Origin of the sequence: Candidatus Sarcina troglodytae, assembly GCF_015708635.1 — a bacterium.
Classification (GTDB): Bacteria; Bacillota; Clostridia; order Clostridiales; family Clostridiaceae; genus Sarcina; species Sarcina ventriculi.
In genome coordinates, this window is record NZ_CP051755.1 from 49,578 (window position 1) to 70,269 (window position 20,692).

A 20,692-nucleotide genomic window follows, 5' to 3' on the forward strand; every position below is an offset into this window, starting at 1 on the left:
AAATAAATTTTCAGATAATTTACATAACCTATTTAAAATTTATAATTAAAGGTTATCAAATAATAAAATAATAATTAAAAATCGTATTAAATATACTAAACGGCAATGTATTTTATTTTGTATATTCTAAAGATTAGCTTTGTCTAAATACAGAAAATATTACTCTTTATAGAATGCACTTGCAATGAGCTAATCCTTTTTCCTATAAATACACGATTTAATTTACATTATATACCAAAATATCAAAAACTTTTTTCCTTTAAACACTTTATAAATTAAGTGTTGTTACTTACATTTTATAAAACGTAGTTAAAAAATATTATTCTATAATTATCCATAATTCCTTTGTTGTGGTTATATCACCTTTTGTAAAATTATATAAGAAATATTTATTAAATATAATTAATTATTCATTCTAAACTAATATATATTTAAATTATATCAATATTTCTATATTCACAATTAATTTATGACATTAGTATCAATTACTTTTAAATTTTTATCAAGTTCCTCTCCATACTTATTAAAATAATATGTTTTAGAGCTAAGATCCCCTTTACAACTTATAGTATCTGAATATATATCTACCTTTACACTTTCGTAATATCCTCCGCCAGACCAATTGATTTTTTTATTATTTAAATCTAATATTTTTGCACCTTCGCTAGTATATATCAATATAAAATTATCATCATTAAAAGGAAAAACTTCTATGGAATTATCATTATCTGATTTAGAAATAAAACTTCTAATAAAAACTTTGCTATCTTCATCTAAAGTAGGGATTGTCCACTTAATCCATCCATTTATATCATTTATATTAACCTTCATATATTCTGCATTTTTTGTTAAAACATATTCTGAAAATTTTAAATTAGAATCCTGTAGGGAAATAATTATTGATTGCTTATCAATCTCATTCTTTTCATCATCATATAAATGAACCCTATTCCAAAAATTTTCATTTGGTATAAACTCATACTGTCCTTGATTTAAATATAAATCAAACCTCATAACATCGTGGTCATAATTTTTCATATATTCCTCATGATCATTTCCTTGAATTTTATCAATACCTATTATTAATATACCTGTTATTAATAGAAATAAAACTAATATCAATATTAATAAGACTATACTTTTGCCAGTATTAAATCTTCTTGTTTTATTACTTCTTCTCATTTATTCACCTTTATCCAATTAAATCCTTTATATATAATTTAATATAAATTATAGTATTAATTCTAAAAAATAACAAATAAAATATTTGTAAACATAAAAATTATATTATGTGATTAAAATCTAATTTAAACTATAGTTTAATTAACACTTTTAATTAACAGTCATTTAAACTACAAACAAATTTACTTTGATATTTTTATATTAAACATTTAATAAAATAGTTTAAATGATACTTTATAATCAAGGAAAATAAAAAAAATAACTAGAAAATCTAGTTATTTTTAGTAGAATCGTTTTAAAGAACTTAAATAAGTTATAGTGTATATTTACTATATCATATCATTTGATAAGAAATCAATTCCTAAATATCTGTTAGTTTGAATAATATTGAATTAATTGATATAATATCCATATTATAAAAGGGGGATATTATATATGAATGAAATCAAATCAAGTGAAAATAATATTTTAAAAGCTACGTGGTTTACTGTATTTATGCTAATATTTTTTTTTCCAGTAGGATTATTTCTTATGTTTAAATATAAAAAATTTAATAAAGTATCTAGAGGAATTATCACTGGAATATGTGCTCTTATTTTCTTAATTTCTATCTTTAATTCTTCCAACACTAAATCCAGTAGTTCAACTAATTCAAACACTGCTACACCAGAAATGACTACAGATTTAAACAAAGATACAATTCAAACTGAAAAGACCACTAAGGAACTTATTGAAGATGCAATCCCTACAACAATAAAAAATCTTGAAAAAATAAATTATGTTGAAATGGTTGGTGACTCTCAACCAGTAGTATTTATTCTTAAAATGAATGATAATTTAAGTAAAAATTTTATGCTTAAAGGAGCATATTTAAATGCAAAGGATATAATCAAATCTGTTTACGCAGTTGCAGGAGATAAAATAACATCTTATCAATTTGTTTTTAATTTTCCATTGGTTGATATGTATGGCAATGAAGAAGATGGAAAAGTTTTAAGTTTTGATATGAGTAAAGAAACTGTAGAAAAGATAAATTGGGATAACATAACGACTGATAATTTAATCGCTTTAAGCGAAAACGTGTTTATGCATCCTGATTTAAAACAATAGATTTAAAAAAGCTAGGTAACTTACCTAGCTTTTTTTGTCTAAATATATACATAATTCTTGTAACTCTTTGCATAAGATGTTATAATTAAATTATAAATTTTGAATATTTAAGAGATTTTACATAAATAAATAAAAAGTTCCATTAACCCGTTTATAAAATGTCTGGTAAACATTTTATAAATTAAGTTATAGATATGAAACGGATATCTATAAAGTTCAGAGTCAACGAAACTTTTAATTAACTTACTCAAAAAAACTAATCTTTAGTTTTTGTTTAAGTTAATTATATAATATATATTCTTTTTTGGCAATAATTTTGTTAAATTACTTAGTAAAGTTGCTTAAAAGTTTATAAAAGTTTTAGAGTTCTAATCTTTATAGTTATTATAGGGGTTAGAACTTTTTATTTATCCAAAAAGAAAGGTGGATAAATAATATGATAAAAATAACTAAGAAAAAATATACAACTAATCTTACTGTAAAGGAAATAACTACTATAAATGATTTAAGAGATAACTATAAAATCTTTAACAGCACTAAATCAAACATGATGAGTGTTTTAGCTTATCTTATAAAACATGGAGCAAATCTAAAGCAAGGTCTTAGAAAATCTATTAAAGATATCTGGAACATGTATAAGAGATACCATAAAGAAATTAAGTCTATTTCAAACTTCAAAAAGATTATTTATAAATTAGAAAATGCAAAACTTATCTTTATTGAAAAGATAGGTAAAATTAATGTTTATCATGCAAGGAAATTTTTAGAAGCACCAAATAAAGTGACAGAAGAAGTGACAAATAAAAATACCATTGAAAGTATTGAAATTACTAGCTTAGAGAATGATTTAGAAAATACTCAAATACAAAATATTAAAAATAATTATATTACTATTACTGATAATACATCTAATGATGTTTCTAAAATTAATTATAAAAATTCTTTAGCTTATAAAAAAGCATGTGAAAGAAACAATAAAGATACAGTTGCTCCAATCGAGTTAGTTGCTATAGCTAGAAAGAAATTAATCAGCAAGAAAAAGTTTAATGCTATTACAATAGAAAAAATGGTGGATAGAATCAGAGGAAAGCTTTTTAAAAAATTAGATGTTACAAGATTTAATATGGATAAATACCTAGAAGTAGTAGTTGATGATGTTATTGCTTTTTTTGAAGTTAAAAGAAAATCTACTGCTAGAACAATTGCTACTAACAAATTAAAATATAAAAATGCTTATGAAACTAAAAGGAATCTTGCTACATCTACTTTTGCTAACTTTACACAAAGAGAATATGACTATGATAAATTAGAAGCACAGCTTTTGGGTTGGGATACTTCTGATGATGATTGGGAATAGAGGTTATAAAACTTTATAAATATTTATAAAAAGTTGGTATATTTTATACTTTTTTAGAATATATATTATTATAAAAGATTTTAAAGGAGTATAAAAAAATGACAACTAAACACAGAATAACAATAAGTTTTAAAGAAAGTGAATTAGAATTATTTCTTCATGTAAAAGCAAAAAGAAATTTTTCTGATTATGTTAAAGATTTAATAGAGGAAGATATGAGAAAGCAATTAAAAAAGAGTAATTTAAATGTTTGATTATAGCTTAGCACATAATATTTTAAATTTTGGACTTGTTGCAGGTACTGGAACACTTGCAGTAACTTTAGCATCTACAGCTTTTAAATTTACTAATTCAGTTGGACAAGAATGGGATAGAGCGTTAAAAAAAATAAATAAAAATATCTGTAATAAAGATGGGCAAACATTTAGGTTAACTAAGATAAGAAAAATAGGCGATAATTATACTGCTAAATGTATTATTCCAAGTGGTTTAAGTTTTAAACAATTGGAGGATATAAAGCCTGTTTTAGAGGATAGTTTAGGTGCAGTAATACAATTAGATCATGGGAATTTTAATAAGTTTATAAATATAAATATTATAACTAGTAAACCTAATCTAGATTTTAAGCCTGTAGAATGTCCATGTGATAAATTATTTTTAGGCTATAAAGCAGATGGAAAGCCATTTTTAATAGATATAAATAAAAATCCACATAACTTATTTTGTGGAATGACTGGTACTGGAAAGACTACAGCTTTATTTATGGCTATAACTAATCTCTTAGCAAATAAAGATAACAAATTTGAATTATGGTTTGCACAAATTGTAAATAGAGAAACAAGTCTTTTCAAGGATTGCAAGAATGTAAAAATAATGGCTAATAGTTTAGAGGAAACTAAAGTAATGTTGGAAAGATTAATAGGTATAGCAGATAGAAGGGCACTAACATATGAAAAAGCTAATTGTAGAAATATAGCTCAATATAACAAATATAATGCCAGGAAGCACAATAGAATTTATTTAATCTTAGAAGAATTTAGTTTTTTTAGAAGCAGTGATAATGATAAAAAAGAAATTAAGGAATTAAAACAGGATTGTGAAGATTATATAAATAGAATTTGTAAAGCTGGAAGAAGTGTTGGAATACATTTACTTAGTGTACTTCAAAGACCTACAGTTGCTAACGTTGATACTACTATAAGAAGTCAGCTAAGTGTTTTAACATTTAAATTAAAATCAGGTAATGATAGTAAAATAGCAGTTGGTACTGAAGATGCAAAAGATTTAGGATTTAGAGAAGCTATCTATGATGGACAAGATGGTTATAATTTTATAGTTGCTCCTAAGCTAGATGAAGATTTTAAATTATTAAAGGATTGTGTACAAGAAATAAGGCTTCCAGGAGATTTAATTAAAGATAAAGAAAACAATACTATTAATACTAAAAAGGAAAGAGAAAATGTAACTGTATTACCTCCAAGTACTATTTATGTTAAAAAGGGTGGAGTTATCCTTCAAGATAATTTAGAAATTGCAACAGATTTATCGCCAAAAGAAGAAAAAGTAATAGTTCCTAAAGTAAGAACCAATGGCAAATATGATAAACAAATATTAAAGTTTATAGAAGATTTTAAGAGTATAACTGTTAAACAGGCTGAAATAATGTTCTATCATAATAATAATAATGCTAGAAGAAGGTTAAAAGAATTAGAGGAACAAGGTGTTTTAAAGAGTTATAAGTATAATAAAACAGCCTTAGCTTATACTTTCAAGGAGTTTAAGGAAATATCAGAACATGATACTATCCGTAATGATTTTGTATCACAATTAGTAGCACAGGGTAGTATAATTAATAATTTTAAGCTAACTCCACGATGTTTAAATGGAATGGTTATTCCCGACCTTTATATAGAATATACCTATCAAAATAGCACATATAAATCTTATGTAGAAGTGGATTTAACACATTTTACTGGAGATTCTAAGATAACACTTTACAATAAATTATATCAACAGGAAGATTTTAATCTATTTATTCTTAGAGATAGCGTACCTAAGTTTAGAATTTTACCTAAATTTTCAGCAAGAGTTCTTCCACTTAAAAAATTCATAATAAATATATAATATATAAATAAAGACAAACTAAGAGAACAAAATACATTTTGTGGAAAATCAGCGCCTTTATCGGTCACTCGCTACGCTCCCTCCCTCTTTATCCAAAAGCTCAAATATAACTAAAATCAAGCTTTTAAAGCATAAAAAGAGTGGGTATAAAAACCAACTACTCAGTCTTACACTCACTCTTTTTTAAGTACATACCCTTCATACAAAAGAAGTTAAATTGATAAAATGAAAGGATGATGTACAATGTATAATTTTAGTTATAGCTCCTTCGAACTCACTATTTTAAAAGCTATATTTATAATTATATTATTAATGTTTGCCAAAGTTTTAATTTTTTATACAGTAAATTTAGCACTTTATAAATTAAAGTTTGGCAAGAAAAAGAAAAGAAAAAGTAAACCAAATTTTGGGTTAAGTACAATTCAATTATTAAGACTAGAAAATATTAAGTTAACTATGTATGAAATCTTTATAAGTATTTCAATCTTAGGATTTTTAATTTATTATTTCTTAGCTTAAACATAGTTAAATTATTCATCAATCATAAAAAAATAAAATGAGGGGTTTATAAGAATAGCTATGGTGGGTATGTAAAGGAGATCTTCTTAAAAATAAAAGAAAATCTTCTTTTTTTATTAGTTTTTTAAAGTTCCTATATTCCAAAGTTCATATTCACTTATATCAATATCGTCGTTCCAACTAACCCCATATCCTCCTGCATCTACTTTAGCTTGTGCAAATAATACTTTGTTTTTTAAATCTGAATACATGTCATCTTTAAGCTTTTCTTTAAAATCAACAATTTTAGTTATTCCATTAGCAAAAAGTACAATAAGTAAATAATCATCACTATCAATTTTTATTTCTTTTATTTTATTACTAATGAAGTTGCTCATAACTATTCTAATCCCTCCAATTTTATAAATTCTTTGGTATTCCACATATTCATTAAACTTTGCTGGTGTTTACTAGCCCATTCCTTAACTAATTTTAATGCTCTATTAGATAAATCACCTTCAATCATGTCCAAAGTATTAATGTCTATAACACCAACATATTCACCATATATCGCATGAAAATGAGGTGGCAAATGATCATTAGGGTACATTTTTATTACTATTCCAAAAAATCTACTTATAACTGGCATAAAATTCACCTCGTTTATTATTAAATTTGATACTTTATTATAACCTTTTTTAGTAGTGTAAGTGAATATTAATATTTTGTATATGTTTGTATAAAAATATTAGAAGAGCATAAACTAACGAAAAACATGGAAAAATGAGGATAAAAAATGATTAATGATTGGGTAGTAGCTATAGCTTTTCTAATGGTAATATTGGTATTAGTAATTATAGCTATAATTATAGGACTTAAAACACCTCCATATAAACCTACAAGAAGGGAAAGGTATGAAAACTATATACATAGTTCAAAATGGCGTAGAAGACGTGCTAGAGCGCTTATGCTTGGTAATTATCAATGTGCTAAATGTGGAGCTAAAAGAAATTTACATGTTCATCATCTTTCATATGAGCATTTTACAAAAGAATTAGATTCAGAATTGCAAGTGTTATGTAGAAAATGTCACCAAGAAGTTCATGGTAGGAGGTTTTAAATAGATTGAGTAGGTTTTCTAATAGTAATATAATTATAGTATATAAATATAGTAGGGAATTATTATGACATGGAATGAGGTAAGTTGGTACAAGTTTAATGGCTATGTCTGCACCTATGATTGCTTTTGCTGGGTATAGTACAAAAGTTGCCATGGATTTTGAACAAGGCATGGCACAGGTTAGTGCAATCTCTGGTGCAACAGGAAAGGATCTAGAAAAGCTTTCCGATAAAGCTAAAGAATTAGGTGCTACAACTTCTAAAAATGCAACAGAAAGTGCAAAAGCAATGGAGTACCATGCTTTAGCTGGTTGGAATGTACAGCAGATTTTAGAAGGAACAGAGCCAATATTAAGACTTAGCGAAGCGACAAATTTAGATCTTGCCAGAGCTTCTGATTTAACAACAGATAGCATGAGTGCGATGGGCATAGAAACTAAAAATTTAGGTAGATATTTAGATATTGTGGCACAAGCACAAAGAAGTAGTAATACCACCGCTGGCGACCTGATGGAAGCTTACATTGGGGTAGGTGGTACACTTAAAAACTTAAATGTACCCATAGAAGAATCCTCTGCTTGGTTAGGGGTATTAGCCAACCGTGGAATTAAGGGTAGCAAATCTGGGAACGCTTTATCTTCTGTTCTAATAAACTTAACAAGTGGGTTAGGTAAAGCAATAGAAGCTGTTGGAAGTTTAGCAAGTAAATTTGGTACTGCACAGGTTGCAAGTATGGCAACAAATACAGCACTTGGTACTACAACTACAGCTTTGGCAGTGCCAAAGAAGGTTTTGCAAATGTAAACGAAAATGGTTGGGAGCTATGGGAAAATAATAGTAGGTCTGTAGTAAATCTAAGCGACGGTATGGCTTATGTACCTAAGGGTACTAAGATTACCAACCACGTAAACTCTGTAAAATCCATGCAAGCTAGTGTTAAAAGCGAAGTAGCTAGCCAAGTTTCTGGTGCTGTAAAAGATGCAATAAGAGGGTTAAGTGCAGAAATGAAATCTGCTTTAATTAATAACAACAGTAAAGCTGGTAATGTAACATTTAATAATAACATGAATGTTACTGCTAAGAGCGAATTTGACTTTAAATCTGGTATGGAAACAATGGCATATAGGCAAAAACAACAGCTTAGACGTGCTGGGGTAATATAAAAATAGAAAGGAATAAATTATGAGCGATATAAAGATAATAACAGGGCTAGAAGATGTTTTAATAGCTTTTAAAGAAGGTAATACTTATGGAGAAAACTACATATTTGATACAGCTAAAACAGCAGTTGCAAGTGTAAACAGAAAAACAGAATACATAAGTACTGCAACAAGAAAAATTGCGGTTAATGACAAAATAGAAGATATAGATCTAGAACTAGAAATTTACAGTATTAATACTACAGCTTTAGCAAGGTTGCAAGGAGCTACAATAGACGCTAACGGTGGCTATATTATAAGAAAAGATAATAAAAGTAGCAGATGTGCTGTAAGCTTAATTAGAACAGATAATTTTGGTAATAGAGAATTTATAACTTACTATAATTGTTTAGTTACATTAAATACCCTGGATGCAGAAACTACAGGATAAAATGTTAATGTACAAACCTATAAGCTTAGTGTTAAATGTCTTGGAGATAATGGAAACATGCAGTATTTTGTTAGGGAAGAAGATCTACCAGTTGGAAATAATTTTATAGAGAATTTTTATAATAGGGTTTATATACCATAATAAAACTTACATTTTAACAAAATTTATGGTATTATAGTTTAGCTGAAATCTTTGTAATAGTACTAAACTTAGTAAAAGCAGTAGTAGATTAATTTCTATTACTGCTTACTTTTTTATTTAATAATATTTCTATATATTATTACTTGTAAAAGTTATATGATGATTAATACAATTTGTTATCCATGTAGTAGCATTTCCATAACCTAAACTTAAATCACTGCCAGATCTATCATAAATATACTTATCTCCAAAAGAATAATTTTCCCCACAATATCTACCATCTAACGTAAGTAATTTACATAAAAAAGATATATTTTCCTTTTCAAAGCCTTTTTTATCTAACTCGCCTTTAACTAACAAATAATAATCATTAGTTGTATATTTTATGTTAAAATATTTATGCACAAAATGATTATACTCCATATATTTATAATATTTTGTACAATAATCAGCAAAAACTAATTTAGGATATACTTTTTTCGATAACTTTTCAAATAACTTAATTTCATATCTTTCAATTTGTATTATTTTATGTTTCTCATATTCACTCATTGAATTAGGTATAGCTGTAGATGCTATTATTATTCGCCTAAATTTAATAGAATTATATAACTTGTTTATAATATTAGATAAATAAAATATATTTTCCACATCTAAATCTGCACTAGAAATATTAAATAAATCTAATATTAAATCTATTTCCATATTATAATCTAAATTATTAACACGATAAATTATGTTATCTATCTCTTTAAACTCTAACTTATTTATTCTAATAGCAAACCCATTATTACTAGTATAGATAAAGTTATTAATTATTTCATCTGTATTTTTATTTGTTATAACTGGTATAGTATAATTATTATTATACTCATTCTTGATTTTATTAAATTTTTTTAAATTATTCCCATGTAATTCATTATTAATATATAGATAAAAAGGTCTATTATCCCAATAATTTTTTTGCTTCTTATTATTCTTATTATTAAAAGAAACAATTTCTATTAGTGGTACTATTCTATCCTTAACACTATCTGATAGATAAGATAATGCATTTTTTTCTCCTTGTTTCCATTTTAATATAGGAACATAGTTACACTCCATTACAATCTCCCCCTTAACGCATATTGGTTAAATTATATGAAAATCACAAAAAGAGTATAACTATGAAATTATACAAATCTATTTTACAAACATATTAATTATATATATTATTAAATCCATTACTGGAGGAGAAAAATAATTACCAAATGCATGAGCTAATATAGCTGATAATAAACCATATTTAAAATAAAATACTCCAAATATTACACCCGGTATAAAATATAGATAAAAATTATATATATTAGGTCCATGAGCCATTGCAAATATAGTGGAAATTATTAAAATCCATATTAAATTATAACTAAACTTTTTATTTATAAACATTTTTGTGTATATATTGTTTGATATGTTTTTAATAAAAATCAAACTTCTATTTTCAACAATAAATTTTAAAAATTTCTTTAGATAAATATATGAAAAAAATCTAAAAAAGGTCTCTTCAATTATTGCTGGAATTAATCCACAAAAAATAAACAATGATAATGTAAAAGAATTGTATTTCACTAGTGCTTGATTTGAACCTATTCCTATCACATTATATCCATAAAATGCAGGAATCATTCTTGAAAAGGTGGTAATAACTTCTGAGATAAAACTAACTATTATTGGTAGTATAATTACGTTTATAGATGGTGATTTTACAAATTCATATTTAAAATCTTCAGATATTTTATTTTTTATTACATAAATAATAGAAATAAACATAGATATATCCTTTAAAGAATTAAACATATCACGTGTAAACTGTACTCCTGAGTATGATAACAAGTTAAAAACATATAGTCAATATTATCTTTAAATTAAGTATATTTATAATATTAACCTAATCAACATACTTGATAGCTAATCCATCCTACTACAGCTCCATTTTCTGAACTAACTTTATACCACGTTACTCCATTTGAGTCTTTTTACTTTGATTATGATAAAATGATATAATTTTTCAAAAAGTAATAAATAGAATTACTTATTGAGTTTAAGTTATCAAAATTTATAACATCTATAGTATCACTGACAGAATGAATAATTTCTTTAACATTTTCTTCTATTAAACAAATATTAGCTATACCTTCGTTCTCAAAGCTTGCATTATCACTTACTCCTTTTATTTCCTTTTCAGAAACATTTAAACCGTGTTTATTTAATGCTTTTTCTATATTTGTATATAAATTTTGTTGTGTAATATTTGTGGCTTCAGAATTTCTTCTTAAAAATATAATATCTCCACCTTTTTATTAAATATTTAATATAAAAATATTAAAATAAATTTGTTTATAGTTTAAATAACTACATTATAAAAGTGTTAAACAAACTTTCAAGTTATTTTGATAACCAATATTACAACTATATATACAATTATAAAATGTAAAGTATGTTGCTAGTATCAAATACGTTAAATTATTAAACTTGTCGAATAAAAATTATAAAAAACTTAATAAAAATCATTGAGTTATGCAATGATTTATTATAAAATTACAAATTTGGGGTAAAAAGGCTAGTTAATGAAAAGAGCTTATCAAAATAGTTAAACTACTTGAAAAGCTCGTAATAGCGTTAATATCTCTAATAGGTTGGATATTAATACTTATAGAGATATTTAAATAATAACACTATTATCATTTAAAATCAATATAAAAAAATTTAATCAATTAGTATTTCGATTAATAATTTTAATAGGTTTGATAAGCTTTTTAGTTGCATTAGTGAACAGTTTATTAAATAAATTATAATTGGATAGATTGAAAGAGTGTGAAAACCTATCAAAATAAATATATGAACTTTCAAGGAAAATTTTGTATAATTAAATAAACTAGTTTTAAAACAATTAACTAAATTTAATGAAAATATGGGGGATAATAATGACTGAAAAGGAAAAAATGCAAAGACAAATGCTATATGATGCAAATTATGATGATGAATTATTAGAAGAACGTAAAAGAGCAAAGGATGTATGTTATGATTTTAATCGGCTTCATCCATCAGATACTAAAGATCAAATAAAACTATTAAAAAATTTCTTTGGAAGTACAAAAGAACAATTTTGTATAGTTGCTCCCTTTTGGTGTGATTATGGATATAATATTTCCATTGGTAAAAATTTCTTTGCTAATCATAATACTGTGATTTTAGATGGTGGTAAAGTTACATTTGGAGATAATGTTTTTATTGCTCCTAACTGTGGATTTTATACAGCTGGACATCCAATAGATTCTGAACGCAGAAACAAAGGCTTAGAATATGCGTATCCTATAACTGTTGGAAATAATGTTTGGATTGGTGCAGGTGTTCAAGTTATGCCTGGTGTTACTATTGGTAATAATGTTGTAATAGGTGGTGGAAGTGTAGTGGTGAAGGATATACCAAGTAATTCTGTAGCTGTTGGAAATCCTTGCAAGGTAATTCGTCAAATTACAGACGAAGATAAAAAAACATCTTTTGATAAAATTAAATTTTAATTTACTTTTATATTGTATTGACTATTTTTATAAGATAATAGATTAATTAAAATCTATTATCTTATAATTTTTTAAAAGATATTTTATTATTTTTTCATAGCATCTTTTTTTTGCAAACATTTCCATATCTTAATATGCATGAAGTAGTATGCTATATAATCTTTTTGCTTTTAAAGTTTAATATATAAACATCAATACAATAAAATATTTCTTTAAAATAATATTTTATTATTTTTGATAGAATTTATTTTATTTAATCGAATTATTAAGTGTATGATACAAAAATAAAAACAAGCTTGTTTAGAAAAGGGGTAAAAATGAAAATTTCTGATGAGAATTTTATTGCTGAACTAAAAAAGAGAAATCAAGATGCCTTAGAATATGTTTTAAAACATTATGGATGGATCATTAAAGCTACAATAAGCAAGCATTTATATAATTTAAGTAATTATGAGGATGACTGTATAAATGATATACTCTTGGCGGTTTGGAATAATATAAATAGTTTTGATGAAGAACGAGGAGATTTTAAAAATTGGTTAGCTGGGGTTTCTAAATATAAATGCATTGATTATAAAAGAAAATACTTAAAACATATTAAGCATGAGAATATTGATGATTTAAACCTTAGGACTCATGATTTAGTTATTGAAGATATAATTTCAAAAGAAATCTCAAAAGATTTAAATGATTTATTAAATTGCTTAAAAAAAGAAGATAGGGAGATTTTTATTAAACTTTATATTGAGGAAAAAGAAATAGAGGATATAAGTTTAGATACTGGTCTAAAAAAAGATGTTATTTATAACAGATTATCCAGAGGTAGAAGAAAAATGAGAAATATATTTAAATTAATTGAAAGTAGGGAGTAGAATATGGGAAAAAATATATATGATATGCTTAATGATATTACAATAGATATAAATGAATTAAGTCGAGAAAACTTCAATGATTTAGAAAATAAAACCTTCATTAAGACTTTTAAAAAATCTATTAATAAAAATACAAATAAAAAAAGAAAAATTGCTTTAATTGCATCTTTTGCATCTTTTATGATTCTTGGAGTTGGCTTAAGTAGTGAAGCATTAGCTGATATACAACTAAAAATGTTTGATATAGGATATTATTTATCAACAAATAAGAATTTAGATGATTATAAAACTCTAATCAATAGTTCAATAACTAAAAATGGGGTAACAATTCAATTAAATGAAGTAATTATTGATAATAATGAGGTAATTGTATCATCAACAATAAAATCTGATTTTAAATTAGATGAAGGTGGAATATATCCCTTTGGATATTTATATGTAAATGGAAAACTGGCTTCAGGTGCAGGTGGTTCGGGTAGAGCTATAGACGATTATACCTTTGAAAGTGTAACGATATATCGATTAGATGAAGAATTACCTTTAGGAACTCTTGATATAAAATTGAAACATAAACATGTGTTAAATGGTGCAAAAGAAATAAAAGGACCTTGGAATTTTGAATTTACAGCTAGTGGTGAGCAACTATCTATTGATACCATTGAAAACAATATTAATCATGATTTTATCTTAAATAATAATCAAAAGATAACCTTAAATAAATATACAATCAATGATGTTGGGCAAAAAATTTATTATTCTATAGAGAATAAAACTGAAAATTATCAATTAGAGTTAAGGGGATTGGATGATTTAGGGAATGAGGTTACTTTTTATCAATCCTATGAAAACAATGAAAATGGTCTCTTAAAACCATATCCTCAAATTTCTGATAAGGCTAAAATTTTAACTCTTACTCCATATGCTGTTCCATTCCCTAAGGAAAGTGGAGAAGCAAATAAAGATTATAAAAAAGTAGGAGAACAATTTACTATTAATATTAATTAAAAATATAAATTAAACTAATTCATCTATTGTTTTTTTACTTAGCATAATAATATTTTATTTGAATAAAGTTAGTTTTATAAAATTTTCTTATGTTTAACATACAACTTCGGAAAACAAATCTTTTCTGAAGTTGTATGTTAAATTGTTGCTTAAATCATTATAATCTTGCAATATTTAATCAAACGCAATATGATTATAAGAGATTAGAGAATAATTATTAATTGGAATATTTCTACGGATTGTTAGATAAAAATAAATGATGAGGAAGGATACTATGACTAAATATAAAGTTATAAAAAAATGCAACAACAGAATAATACAATTAAAAAAAGATGAAGATATAGAAGGATATTTAGTGCTTTCTTTAGCTAAAACAGCTCTTTGGTTAAGTAAGTGTGCTGAATATTATAAAAATAAAAAAATTCAACAAACTGATGATATAAAAGAAAAAGAAAAATATATAAATATGATAAAGAGTTTTTATGAATTAAAATTAAAAATAGTAAAGCTTTTATTAAAAACTAATCAAGTTGATATTAAGTTCTATAAACCAAAAAAAATAAGACATGCTTATTCAAATATAGTTCTTTGCGATAAACATAGAGAAATATTTGAAAGTCAAAATGAATATAAACTTATACAATTTTTTTATCACCATTTTTATGAAATAAATAAGTGTGAAGAATGTAGTGTGGATAGAATAAAAAATTATTACTGTTTATTTTGTTTAACCATAACGTCAGGTAATGTATCAATTAAACTTAATATGCCATATACTTCATTAAATGGTGAAAGTGAAGTTGATAAAAAATTTGAAATAATAGAAGAGAAACCTCTTGAGGGTTTTTATTGTGAAAATAAGCAGATAGTTAAAACTAAATGGATACTTGATGATACAACATTTTCTAAAGATGAGTTAAAGAAAAATTTTAAAGAACTTAAAGAATTATTAAACAATAACTAAAAAATAGTATTAATTTAAATAAATTATTATAACAGTTAAATAAGCAGTAGCGAAAGTATTTCTATTACTGCTTTTAATTTATTTTTTCTATAACTAAAATAAACACAATTATAGAAATATTTATTTAAAAAACTGTTAATAAATTATTAATAATACAATTATAATATAGTTTTATATAAATTTGTATAATATACTTTAATAAGTTTTAATATTAAATTTAAATACATAGATTAAAAGTTAGGGGGTATACAATGAATAAAAAGAAAAAGTTTATGATTCGTAGATTGTTTTTGGGAATATTTTTATTAATTATAGTTATTATAATAGGATTTTTAGCATATAGTTTTTTACATTCATCAAATAAAAAATTGCCAAAAAATGTTAACACTAACATAACAAATTCTAATAGTGCTAAAAACATAAATAGTACAAGCACTACAAGCAATCAAAACAAAATAATTCAAGGAAATAATATAATAGAATCCGCTAAAAGTTATGCGGTTCCTGCTAATCAAGTTGCTCAAATATTAGCTGGGCATTCAAATCTTAAAACAAAAGAAGTATTTTTAACATTTGATGATGGGCCAAGTCAAAATTCAGAAGAAATATTAAAAATATTAAAGGAAAATGATGTACATGCTACATTTTTTATCTTAGGAAGTCAACTAGCTAATAATCCTCAAATGCAACAAGTAGTAAAAGATGAAATTTATCAAGGAAATGCTATAGCAAATCATTCTTATAGCCATGATTATAAAAAATTGTATCCTAATAATGTATTAAATATATCTAACACAATGAATGAGATAAATGAAACAAATAAAATTTTACAAAACATTTTGGGTTCAGATTTTGATGCAAGAGTATTAAGACTTCCTGGTGGATATATGTCTAGATGTTATTATAAAGATCCTAACTTATCTTTATTTAATAAGACTCTTGATGAGGCACATATAACATCTATAGATTGGGATGCTGAAACAGGCGATGCTACAACAGGTGGACAAATGTCAACTCAAACATTAGTAAACAATGCTATGAATCATATAAATAACTTAAATCAACCTGTAATATTAATGCATGACTCTTCAACTAAAAAAGATACGGTTGAAGCACTTCCTTATCTTATAAAAGCTCTAAAAGATAAAGGGTATAAATTCATGGTCATTGAAAATGCTCCTATTAGTTCATTTGATAACTTGCCGTATACAACTACAACAGGCTCAAATCAAGGACAAGGAACATTAAATTAATTGAAAATAGAAAGAGTATACACCATTTTTCTCTATAATAAAAAGCTAGATAGGTATTAATTCTATCTAGCTTTTATTGTATACGCAACTATCATTAAGCTACAGTATATATTTTTACACATGGCTCTGCATCCCAAAGAGGTTTAAGCCCTGTAAACACATCATTCTTAAATAAATCGCTATTAAGGTAAGCATTTGCATGTTCTATACTATCAAATCCATGTAAAACTTGAACATCCTCATCACGAATCAATAAATCTTTTGTTAAAGCCCCATCTATAGTTTTTAAGAATGGTTCACGATAATCTGTATACACTTTAGCTGCAACCCCTCGATTAGCTTCTTTTATTTTCATTGTTATTTCTAAATAAGCCTTTATTATCATTTTTTATTTCCTCCTAAGATTTAACATAATTAGTATATTTTTAAATAAAATCTTTGAACAAAGATTGTGATTTAAGTATAGTGAAATATTTTTACTAAAAAAAGATATAAATAAATTTATTAGTTACTAATAAATTTCATAGTTACTTGTTATGAAATAGTTTGAATTTTATAATTATGTTATTAAAGGAGTGATAATATTATGTATGAACACAAATTAGAAAAAGATATACGTTGTCCATTAGAATATGGACTTTCTATATTCGGAGGAAAATGGAAATCTCGTATTATATGTGTTTTAGCAAAAAAAGATATATTAAGATATAGCGAAATTAGAAAAGAAATGACTAATATAACTGATGCAGTATTGGCAACTTCTTTGAAAGAATTAATTTTAGACGGGATAATTAAAAGAAAACAATTTGATGAGATTCCCCCAAGAGTAGAATATTCTTTATCAAGTAAAGGGAGATCTATTATCCCAATATTACAAACCATCTGCCAATGGGCGGGTGCTTATCATGAAGAAGAAAATGAAAATATTCTTCCACAATGTAAAAAATGTGATTATCAAAATTAATAACAATTCATCAAATGGTTAATTTGAATAAAGAAATAGTTTATGTATATAAATACATAAACTATTTTTGCCAAATTTTTGTTGTAAAATAACAATTATTATTTAATTAGTAAATCTAAATACTTAGATTTTAATTCTGCTTTAAAAGGTAATTTTTTATAGCTAACTAAATTATTAATATTTAACTAAACTCCAGAATTAGGGGTATTCTCATATAAATTTACTATTATATCTATGAATTTTTTTACAATATTTGATACATATTTATCCTTTTTCGTTATTACATTAAAATATCTTGTTGTTAATGGAGAAGAAATTTTATAATAAATCAAATTATTACTATTTAAATTATTTTTTACTAATAACGTACTGACAAACGTAGCCCCTAATCCAGCACAAGATAAATTAAAAGCAGTAACTAATTGGTCTAAATGCATTTTAATTATTGGACTAAAGCCTGCATTATTACAAATTGAAATAGCACGGTGATATAAATTATTTTCTTGTGTAAGTAAAAGAAAGGTAATATCTTTAAATTTTTCTATTGGAACACATGGGCAATTATCTGATAAATAAAAATCATTAACTATCATTTCTTTAGAAAGAGCAAATTCAGATAAATGTTTATTTATAGAAAAACCATATGGTACACCTAAAATTAACTCATCTCTAAATACTTTTTTAATAGTAAATTCATTATCATTAATCTCATTGCAACTAAACATTAAATCGATAGAACTTTCTAATAATAAATCCGATATTTTAGCAGAGTTATCTTCTTTCAATTCTATAGTTATTCCAGGATATAATAAATTAAATTTTTGAAGGGCTAATGGGAGTATGTATGAATTAAAATATTGAGTTCCTCCAATACGAATATGTCCACTCTTTAGATTAGATAAGTCATTTATTTCAGAATATAAGTCTTCTTCTATGTTCATTATTTTTTTTATTTTTTCTATGTATATAGAACCACCCTCGGTTAATTTTAAAGGATTAGTACCCCTCTCAAATAGAGATATCCCTAGATGTTCTTCTATTTTTTTTATAGAAATACTCAATGTAGGTTGTGATACATATAATTTTTGAGCTGCCTTTGAAAAGCTCCCTTCACGGTAAACTTCATATACATATAACATATCTTGTTGCATAAGAATCATCCTTTACATATAAAATTAATTTATACAAATATAAAAATGCTTAATTTGATTTTATATAACACCATTGCTAAAATCAATATTAACAGGATATCTTTTAGAAATATTGATTTATAAGTAGCTACTTTTAATATACTAAACAAAATTTCGTAATACAGATAAAGGAAGGATGAATAATCATGAGAGTAAATGCTTTAATGATGGATAGTACAGATAATGTTGTTACATGTATTAGTGATATAGAAGTTGGACAAATAGTTTATTATAAAGTAGATGATGAAATAAGACGTATTATAGCTAATGAACATATTCCTTATTGTCATAAAATAGCTATTAATCCTATAAAAAAAGGAGAAATGGTTGTTAAATATGGCGAAATCATTGGAAAGGCTTGCAATAATATTGCAGAAGGATATTGGGTATCACATTTAAATATAGAGAGCGTTCCACGTGATTATACAAATGAATTAATGTAAAGGAAAGAAGGAATTAGTTATGGAAATAATGGGATATAAACGTTCTGATGGAAAAGTTGGAATTCGTAATCATGTTTTAATTTTACCAACATGTGCATGTGCAAGCGAAAGTAGTCGTATTGTTGCAAGTCAAGTAAAAGGAACTATAAATGTAGTAATAAATACAGGCTGTTCAGATGTTCAAGCAAATACAGATATGACACAACGTGTATTAACAGGTTTCGCATTAAATCCTAATGTATATGGAGTAGTAATTTTAGGGCTTGGTTGTGAAACAGTTCCTCATAAAGAATTAAGAGAAAAAATTGAAAAACTTACTTCTAAACCTATAATTTCATTTGGAATTCAAGAAGAAGGAGGAACTGTGAATACTATCAGTAAAGCTGTAAAGGCAGCAAGAGCTATGGTAGCAGAAGCAACTTTATTACAAAGGGAACCTTGTGATATATCTGGATTATTAATGGGCATAGAATGTGGTGGTTCAGATGCTACATCTGGTATTGCATCAAATCCAACAGTTGGAGAGTTAAGTGATAAATTAGTTGACCTTGGAGCATCTACAATAATGAGTGAAACCATTGAATTTATTGGTGGTGAACATGTATTAGCTCGTAGAGGTGCAACTAAAAAAATACATAATGAAATAATAGAAGCCTGTGATAATTTTGAAAAACATTTAGCATCAGTTGGTCAAAACTGTAGAGCAGGGCAACCTACTCCAGGAAATAAAGCAGGTGGACTTTCAACATTAGAAGAAAAAAGCTTAGGATGCATCAGAAAGGGTGGCTCAAGACCAATTGTTGAAGTTTTAGAAGAAGCAGAAAGACCAACTAAAAAGGGTGCTATTATTATGGATACTCCAGGATATGATATTGCTTCTGTAACATCTATGGTAGCTGGGGGATGTAGTTTAGTAGTATTTACAACAGGTAGAGGAACTCCTACTGGAAATGCAATTGCTCCTGTAATTAAGATTACAGGTAATAAAATAACATATGAAAAAATGCATGATAATATAGATATAGATGTTAGTGATATAACAGAAGGACTTAAAACTCCTAAAGAAATGAGTGAAGTTTTATTAGATGAATTAATTAAAGTTTGTAATGGAAAAGTTACAAAAGCAGAAGCCTTTGGTTTTTCTGATATTGCTATTGATCACATTTGTAGATTTGTATAATGCAAAAAAAGTTTTATTTATTTAACTTACTAGAAATAAAGCGATTTATAGGTATTTTTAAAGAATTGAGGTAATATAATTTAATTATATTACCTCAATTCGGCATGATAACTATATTCTATACAAATTTTTTATTGCAT

25 protein-coding genes are annotated in these 20,692 nt (G+C 25.4%); 17 read left to right on the forward strand and 8 right to left on the reverse strand.

From position 1 onward, the window contains the following. Positions 1-462 precede the first annotated feature (462 nt). Positions 463-1,182: a hypothetical protein gene (locus tag HH195_RS11700; RefSeq protein ID WP_196371953.1), complete on the reverse strand. Its 720-nt coding sequence runs from the start codon at positions 1,180-1,182 to the stop codon at positions 463-465. 435 nt (positions 1,183-1,617) lie between these two features. On the opposite strand from HH195_RS11700, the gene HH195_RS11705 reads away from it, so the two are divergent. The 5 genes from HH195_RS11705 (at position 1,618) to HH195_RS11725 (ending at position 6,292) form a co-directional block, all read left to right on the forward strand. Next, on the forward strand, positions 1,618-2,292 hold the full coding sequence (locus HH195_RS11705) for a hypothetical protein (RefSeq protein ID WP_196371954.1): 675 nt from the start codon (positions 1,618-1,620) through the stop codon (positions 2,290-2,292). Positions 2,293-2,728: 436 nt separating this feature from the next. Further along, positions 2,729-3,649 carry a hypothetical protein gene (locus HH195_RS11710; RefSeq protein ID WP_196371955.1) on the forward strand — a complete coding sequence of 307 codons (921 nt, stop codon included), beginning with the start codon at positions 2,729-2,731 and terminating at the stop codon, positions 3,647-3,649. Between the two features lie 98 nt (positions 3,650-3,747). Then, positions 3,748-3,903, forward strand: a complete 156-nt coding sequence (locus HH195_RS11715; RefSeq protein ID WP_160326753.1) for a hypothetical protein — start codon at positions 3,748-3,750, stop codon at positions 3,901-3,903. Further along, positions 3,896-5,773, forward strand: coding sequence for an FtsK/SpoIIIE domain-containing protein (locus HH195_RS11720; RefSeq protein ID WP_196371956.1), 1,878 nt, complete (start codon positions 3,896-3,898; stop codon positions 5,771-5,773). Before HH195_RS11715 ends, HH195_RS11720 begins: the two co-directional genes overlap by 8 nt. A 243-nt stretch (positions 5,774-6,016) precedes the next feature. Then, complete coding sequence (locus tag HH195_RS11725; RefSeq protein WP_196371957.1) at positions 6,017-6,292, forward strand: hypothetical protein; 276 nt, start codon at positions 6,017-6,019, stop codon at positions 6,290-6,292. Between the two features lie 116 nt (positions 6,293-6,408). On the opposite strand, the gene HH195_RS11730 is transcribed toward HH195_RS11725, so the two are convergent. Both HH195_RS11730 and HH195_RS11735 read right to left on the reverse strand, forming a co-directional pair. Next, positions 6,409-6,669, reverse strand: coding sequence for a DUF2442 domain-containing protein (locus HH195_RS11730; RefSeq protein WP_112366058.1), 261 nt, complete (start codon positions 6,667-6,669; stop codon positions 6,409-6,411). A gap of 2 nt (positions 6,670-6,671) precedes the next feature. After that, positions 6,672-6,920 carry a DUF4160 domain-containing protein gene (locus HH195_RS11735; RefSeq protein WP_055260241.1) on the reverse strand — a complete coding sequence of 83 codons (249 nt, stop codon included), beginning with the start codon at positions 6,918-6,920 and terminating at the stop codon, positions 6,672-6,674. A gap of 147 nt (positions 6,921-7,067) precedes the next feature. Here HH195_RS11735 and HH195_RS11740 point away from each other — a divergent pair, with 147 nt between their 5' ends. The 4 genes from HH195_RS11740 to HH195_RS11755 all read left to right on the forward strand — a co-directional run bounded on the left by HH195_RS11740 (position 7,068) and on the right by HH195_RS11755 (position 8,980). Beyond that, entirely contained in the window at positions 7,068-7,391 is a 324-nt protein-coding gene (locus HH195_RS11740; RefSeq protein WP_196371958.1) for a hypothetical protein, read from the forward strand. 98 nt (positions 7,392-7,489) lie between these two features. Continuing rightward, the gene (locus tag HH195_RS11745) at positions 7,490-8,194 is read left to right on the forward strand and encodes a phage tail tape measure protein (protein ID WP_196371959.1); all 705 of its coding nucleotides are present in this window, start codon (positions 7,490-7,492) and stop codon (positions 8,192-8,194) included. A gap of 62 nt (positions 8,195-8,256) precedes the next feature. Further along, entirely contained in the window at positions 8,257-8,553 is a 297-nt protein-coding gene (locus HH195_RS11750; protein ID WP_196371960.1) for a hypothetical protein, read from the forward strand. 19 nt (positions 8,554-8,572) lie between these two features. Next, complete coding sequence (locus HH195_RS11755) at positions 8,573-8,980, forward strand: major tail protein (RefSeq protein WP_196371961.1); 408 nt, start codon at positions 8,573-8,575, stop codon at positions 8,978-8,980. A 270-nt stretch (positions 8,981-9,250) separates the two neighbouring features. Here HH195_RS11755 and HH195_RS11760 read toward each other — a convergent pair whose 3' ends face one another. The 3 genes from HH195_RS11760 to HH195_RS12740 all read right to left on the reverse strand — a co-directional run bounded on the left by HH195_RS11760 (position 9,251) and on the right by HH195_RS12740 (position 11,445). After that, positions 9,251-10,225 (reverse strand): beta family protein, encoded by a 975-nt coding sequence (locus tag HH195_RS11760; protein WP_196371962.1) that lies wholly within the window; start codon positions 10,223-10,225, stop codon positions 9,251-9,253. 78 nt (positions 10,226-10,303) lie between these two features. Then, on the reverse strand, positions 10,304-10,957 hold the full coding sequence (locus tag HH195_RS11765) for a CPBP family intramembrane glutamic endopeptidase (protein ID WP_207750893.1): 654 nt from the start codon (positions 10,955-10,957) through the stop codon (positions 10,304-10,306). Between the two features lie 188 nt (positions 10,958-11,145). Next, on the reverse strand, positions 11,146-11,445 hold the full coding sequence (locus tag HH195_RS12740; RefSeq protein ID WP_196372022.1) for a M28 family peptidase: 300 nt from the start codon (positions 11,443-11,445) through the stop codon (positions 11,146-11,148). Between the two features lie 639 nt (positions 11,446-12,084). On the opposite strand from HH195_RS12740, the gene HH195_RS11775 reads away from it, so the two are divergent. From HH195_RS11775 to HH195_RS11795, 5 genes are all read left to right on the forward strand, one after another. Then, a complete protein-coding gene (locus tag HH195_RS11775) occupies positions 12,085-12,681 on the forward strand; it encodes a sugar O-acetyltransferase (RefSeq protein ID WP_196371964.1) in 597 nt (198 codons plus the stop codon). A gap of 317 nt (positions 12,682-12,998) precedes the next feature. After that, positions 12,999-13,553 (forward strand): sigma-70 family RNA polymerase sigma factor, encoded by a 555-nt coding sequence (locus HH195_RS11780; protein ID WP_196371965.1) that lies wholly within the window; start codon positions 12,999-13,001, stop codon positions 13,551-13,553. 3 nt (positions 13,554-13,556) lie between these two features. Then, entirely contained in the window at positions 13,557-14,558 is a 1,002-nt protein-coding gene (locus HH195_RS11785; RefSeq protein WP_196371966.1) for a DUF4179 domain-containing protein, read from the forward strand. 274 nt (positions 14,559-14,832) lie between these two features. After that, entirely contained in the window at positions 14,833-15,522 is a 690-nt protein-coding gene (locus tag HH195_RS11790; RefSeq protein ID WP_196371967.1) for a hypothetical protein, read from the forward strand. Positions 15,523-15,773: 251 nt separating this feature from the next. Then, complete coding sequence (locus HH195_RS11795; protein ID WP_196371968.1) at positions 15,774-16,775, forward strand: polysaccharide deacetylase family protein; 1,002 nt, start codon at positions 15,774-15,776, stop codon at positions 16,773-16,775. A gap of 94 nt (positions 16,776-16,869) precedes the next feature. Here the strand turns inward: HH195_RS11795 and HH195_RS11800 are convergent, their stop codons facing one another. After that, positions 16,870-17,160 (reverse strand): hypothetical protein, encoded by a 291-nt coding sequence (locus HH195_RS11800; protein ID WP_058994062.1) that lies wholly within the window; start codon positions 17,158-17,160, stop codon positions 16,870-16,872. Between the two features lie 201 nt (positions 17,161-17,361). On the opposite strand from HH195_RS11800, the gene HH195_RS11805 reads away from it, so the two are divergent. Continuing rightward, positions 17,362-17,739, forward strand: a complete 378-nt coding sequence (locus HH195_RS11805) for a winged helix-turn-helix transcriptional regulator (protein ID WP_196371969.1) — start codon at positions 17,362-17,364, stop codon at positions 17,737-17,739. Positions 17,740-17,924: 185 nt separating this feature from the next. Here the strand turns inward: HH195_RS11805 and HH195_RS11810 are convergent, their stop codons facing one another. Continuing rightward, a complete protein-coding gene (locus tag HH195_RS11810; protein WP_196371970.1) occupies positions 17,925-18,890 on the reverse strand; it encodes a LysR family transcriptional regulator in 966 nt (321 codons plus the stop codon). Between the two features lie 185 nt (positions 18,891-19,075). Here HH195_RS11810 and HH195_RS11815 point away from each other — a divergent pair, with 185 nt between their 5' ends. Further along, positions 19,076-19,372 (forward strand): UxaA family hydrolase, encoded by a 297-nt coding sequence (locus HH195_RS11815; RefSeq protein ID WP_196371971.1) that lies wholly within the window; start codon positions 19,076-19,078, stop codon positions 19,370-19,372. Positions 19,373-19,391: 19 nt separating this feature from the next. Further along, a complete protein-coding gene (locus HH195_RS11820; protein ID WP_196371972.1) occupies positions 19,392-20,552 on the forward strand; it encodes a UxaA family hydrolase in 1,161 nt (386 codons plus the stop codon). The last annotated feature ends 140 nt before the right edge of the window (positions 20,553-20,692 follow it).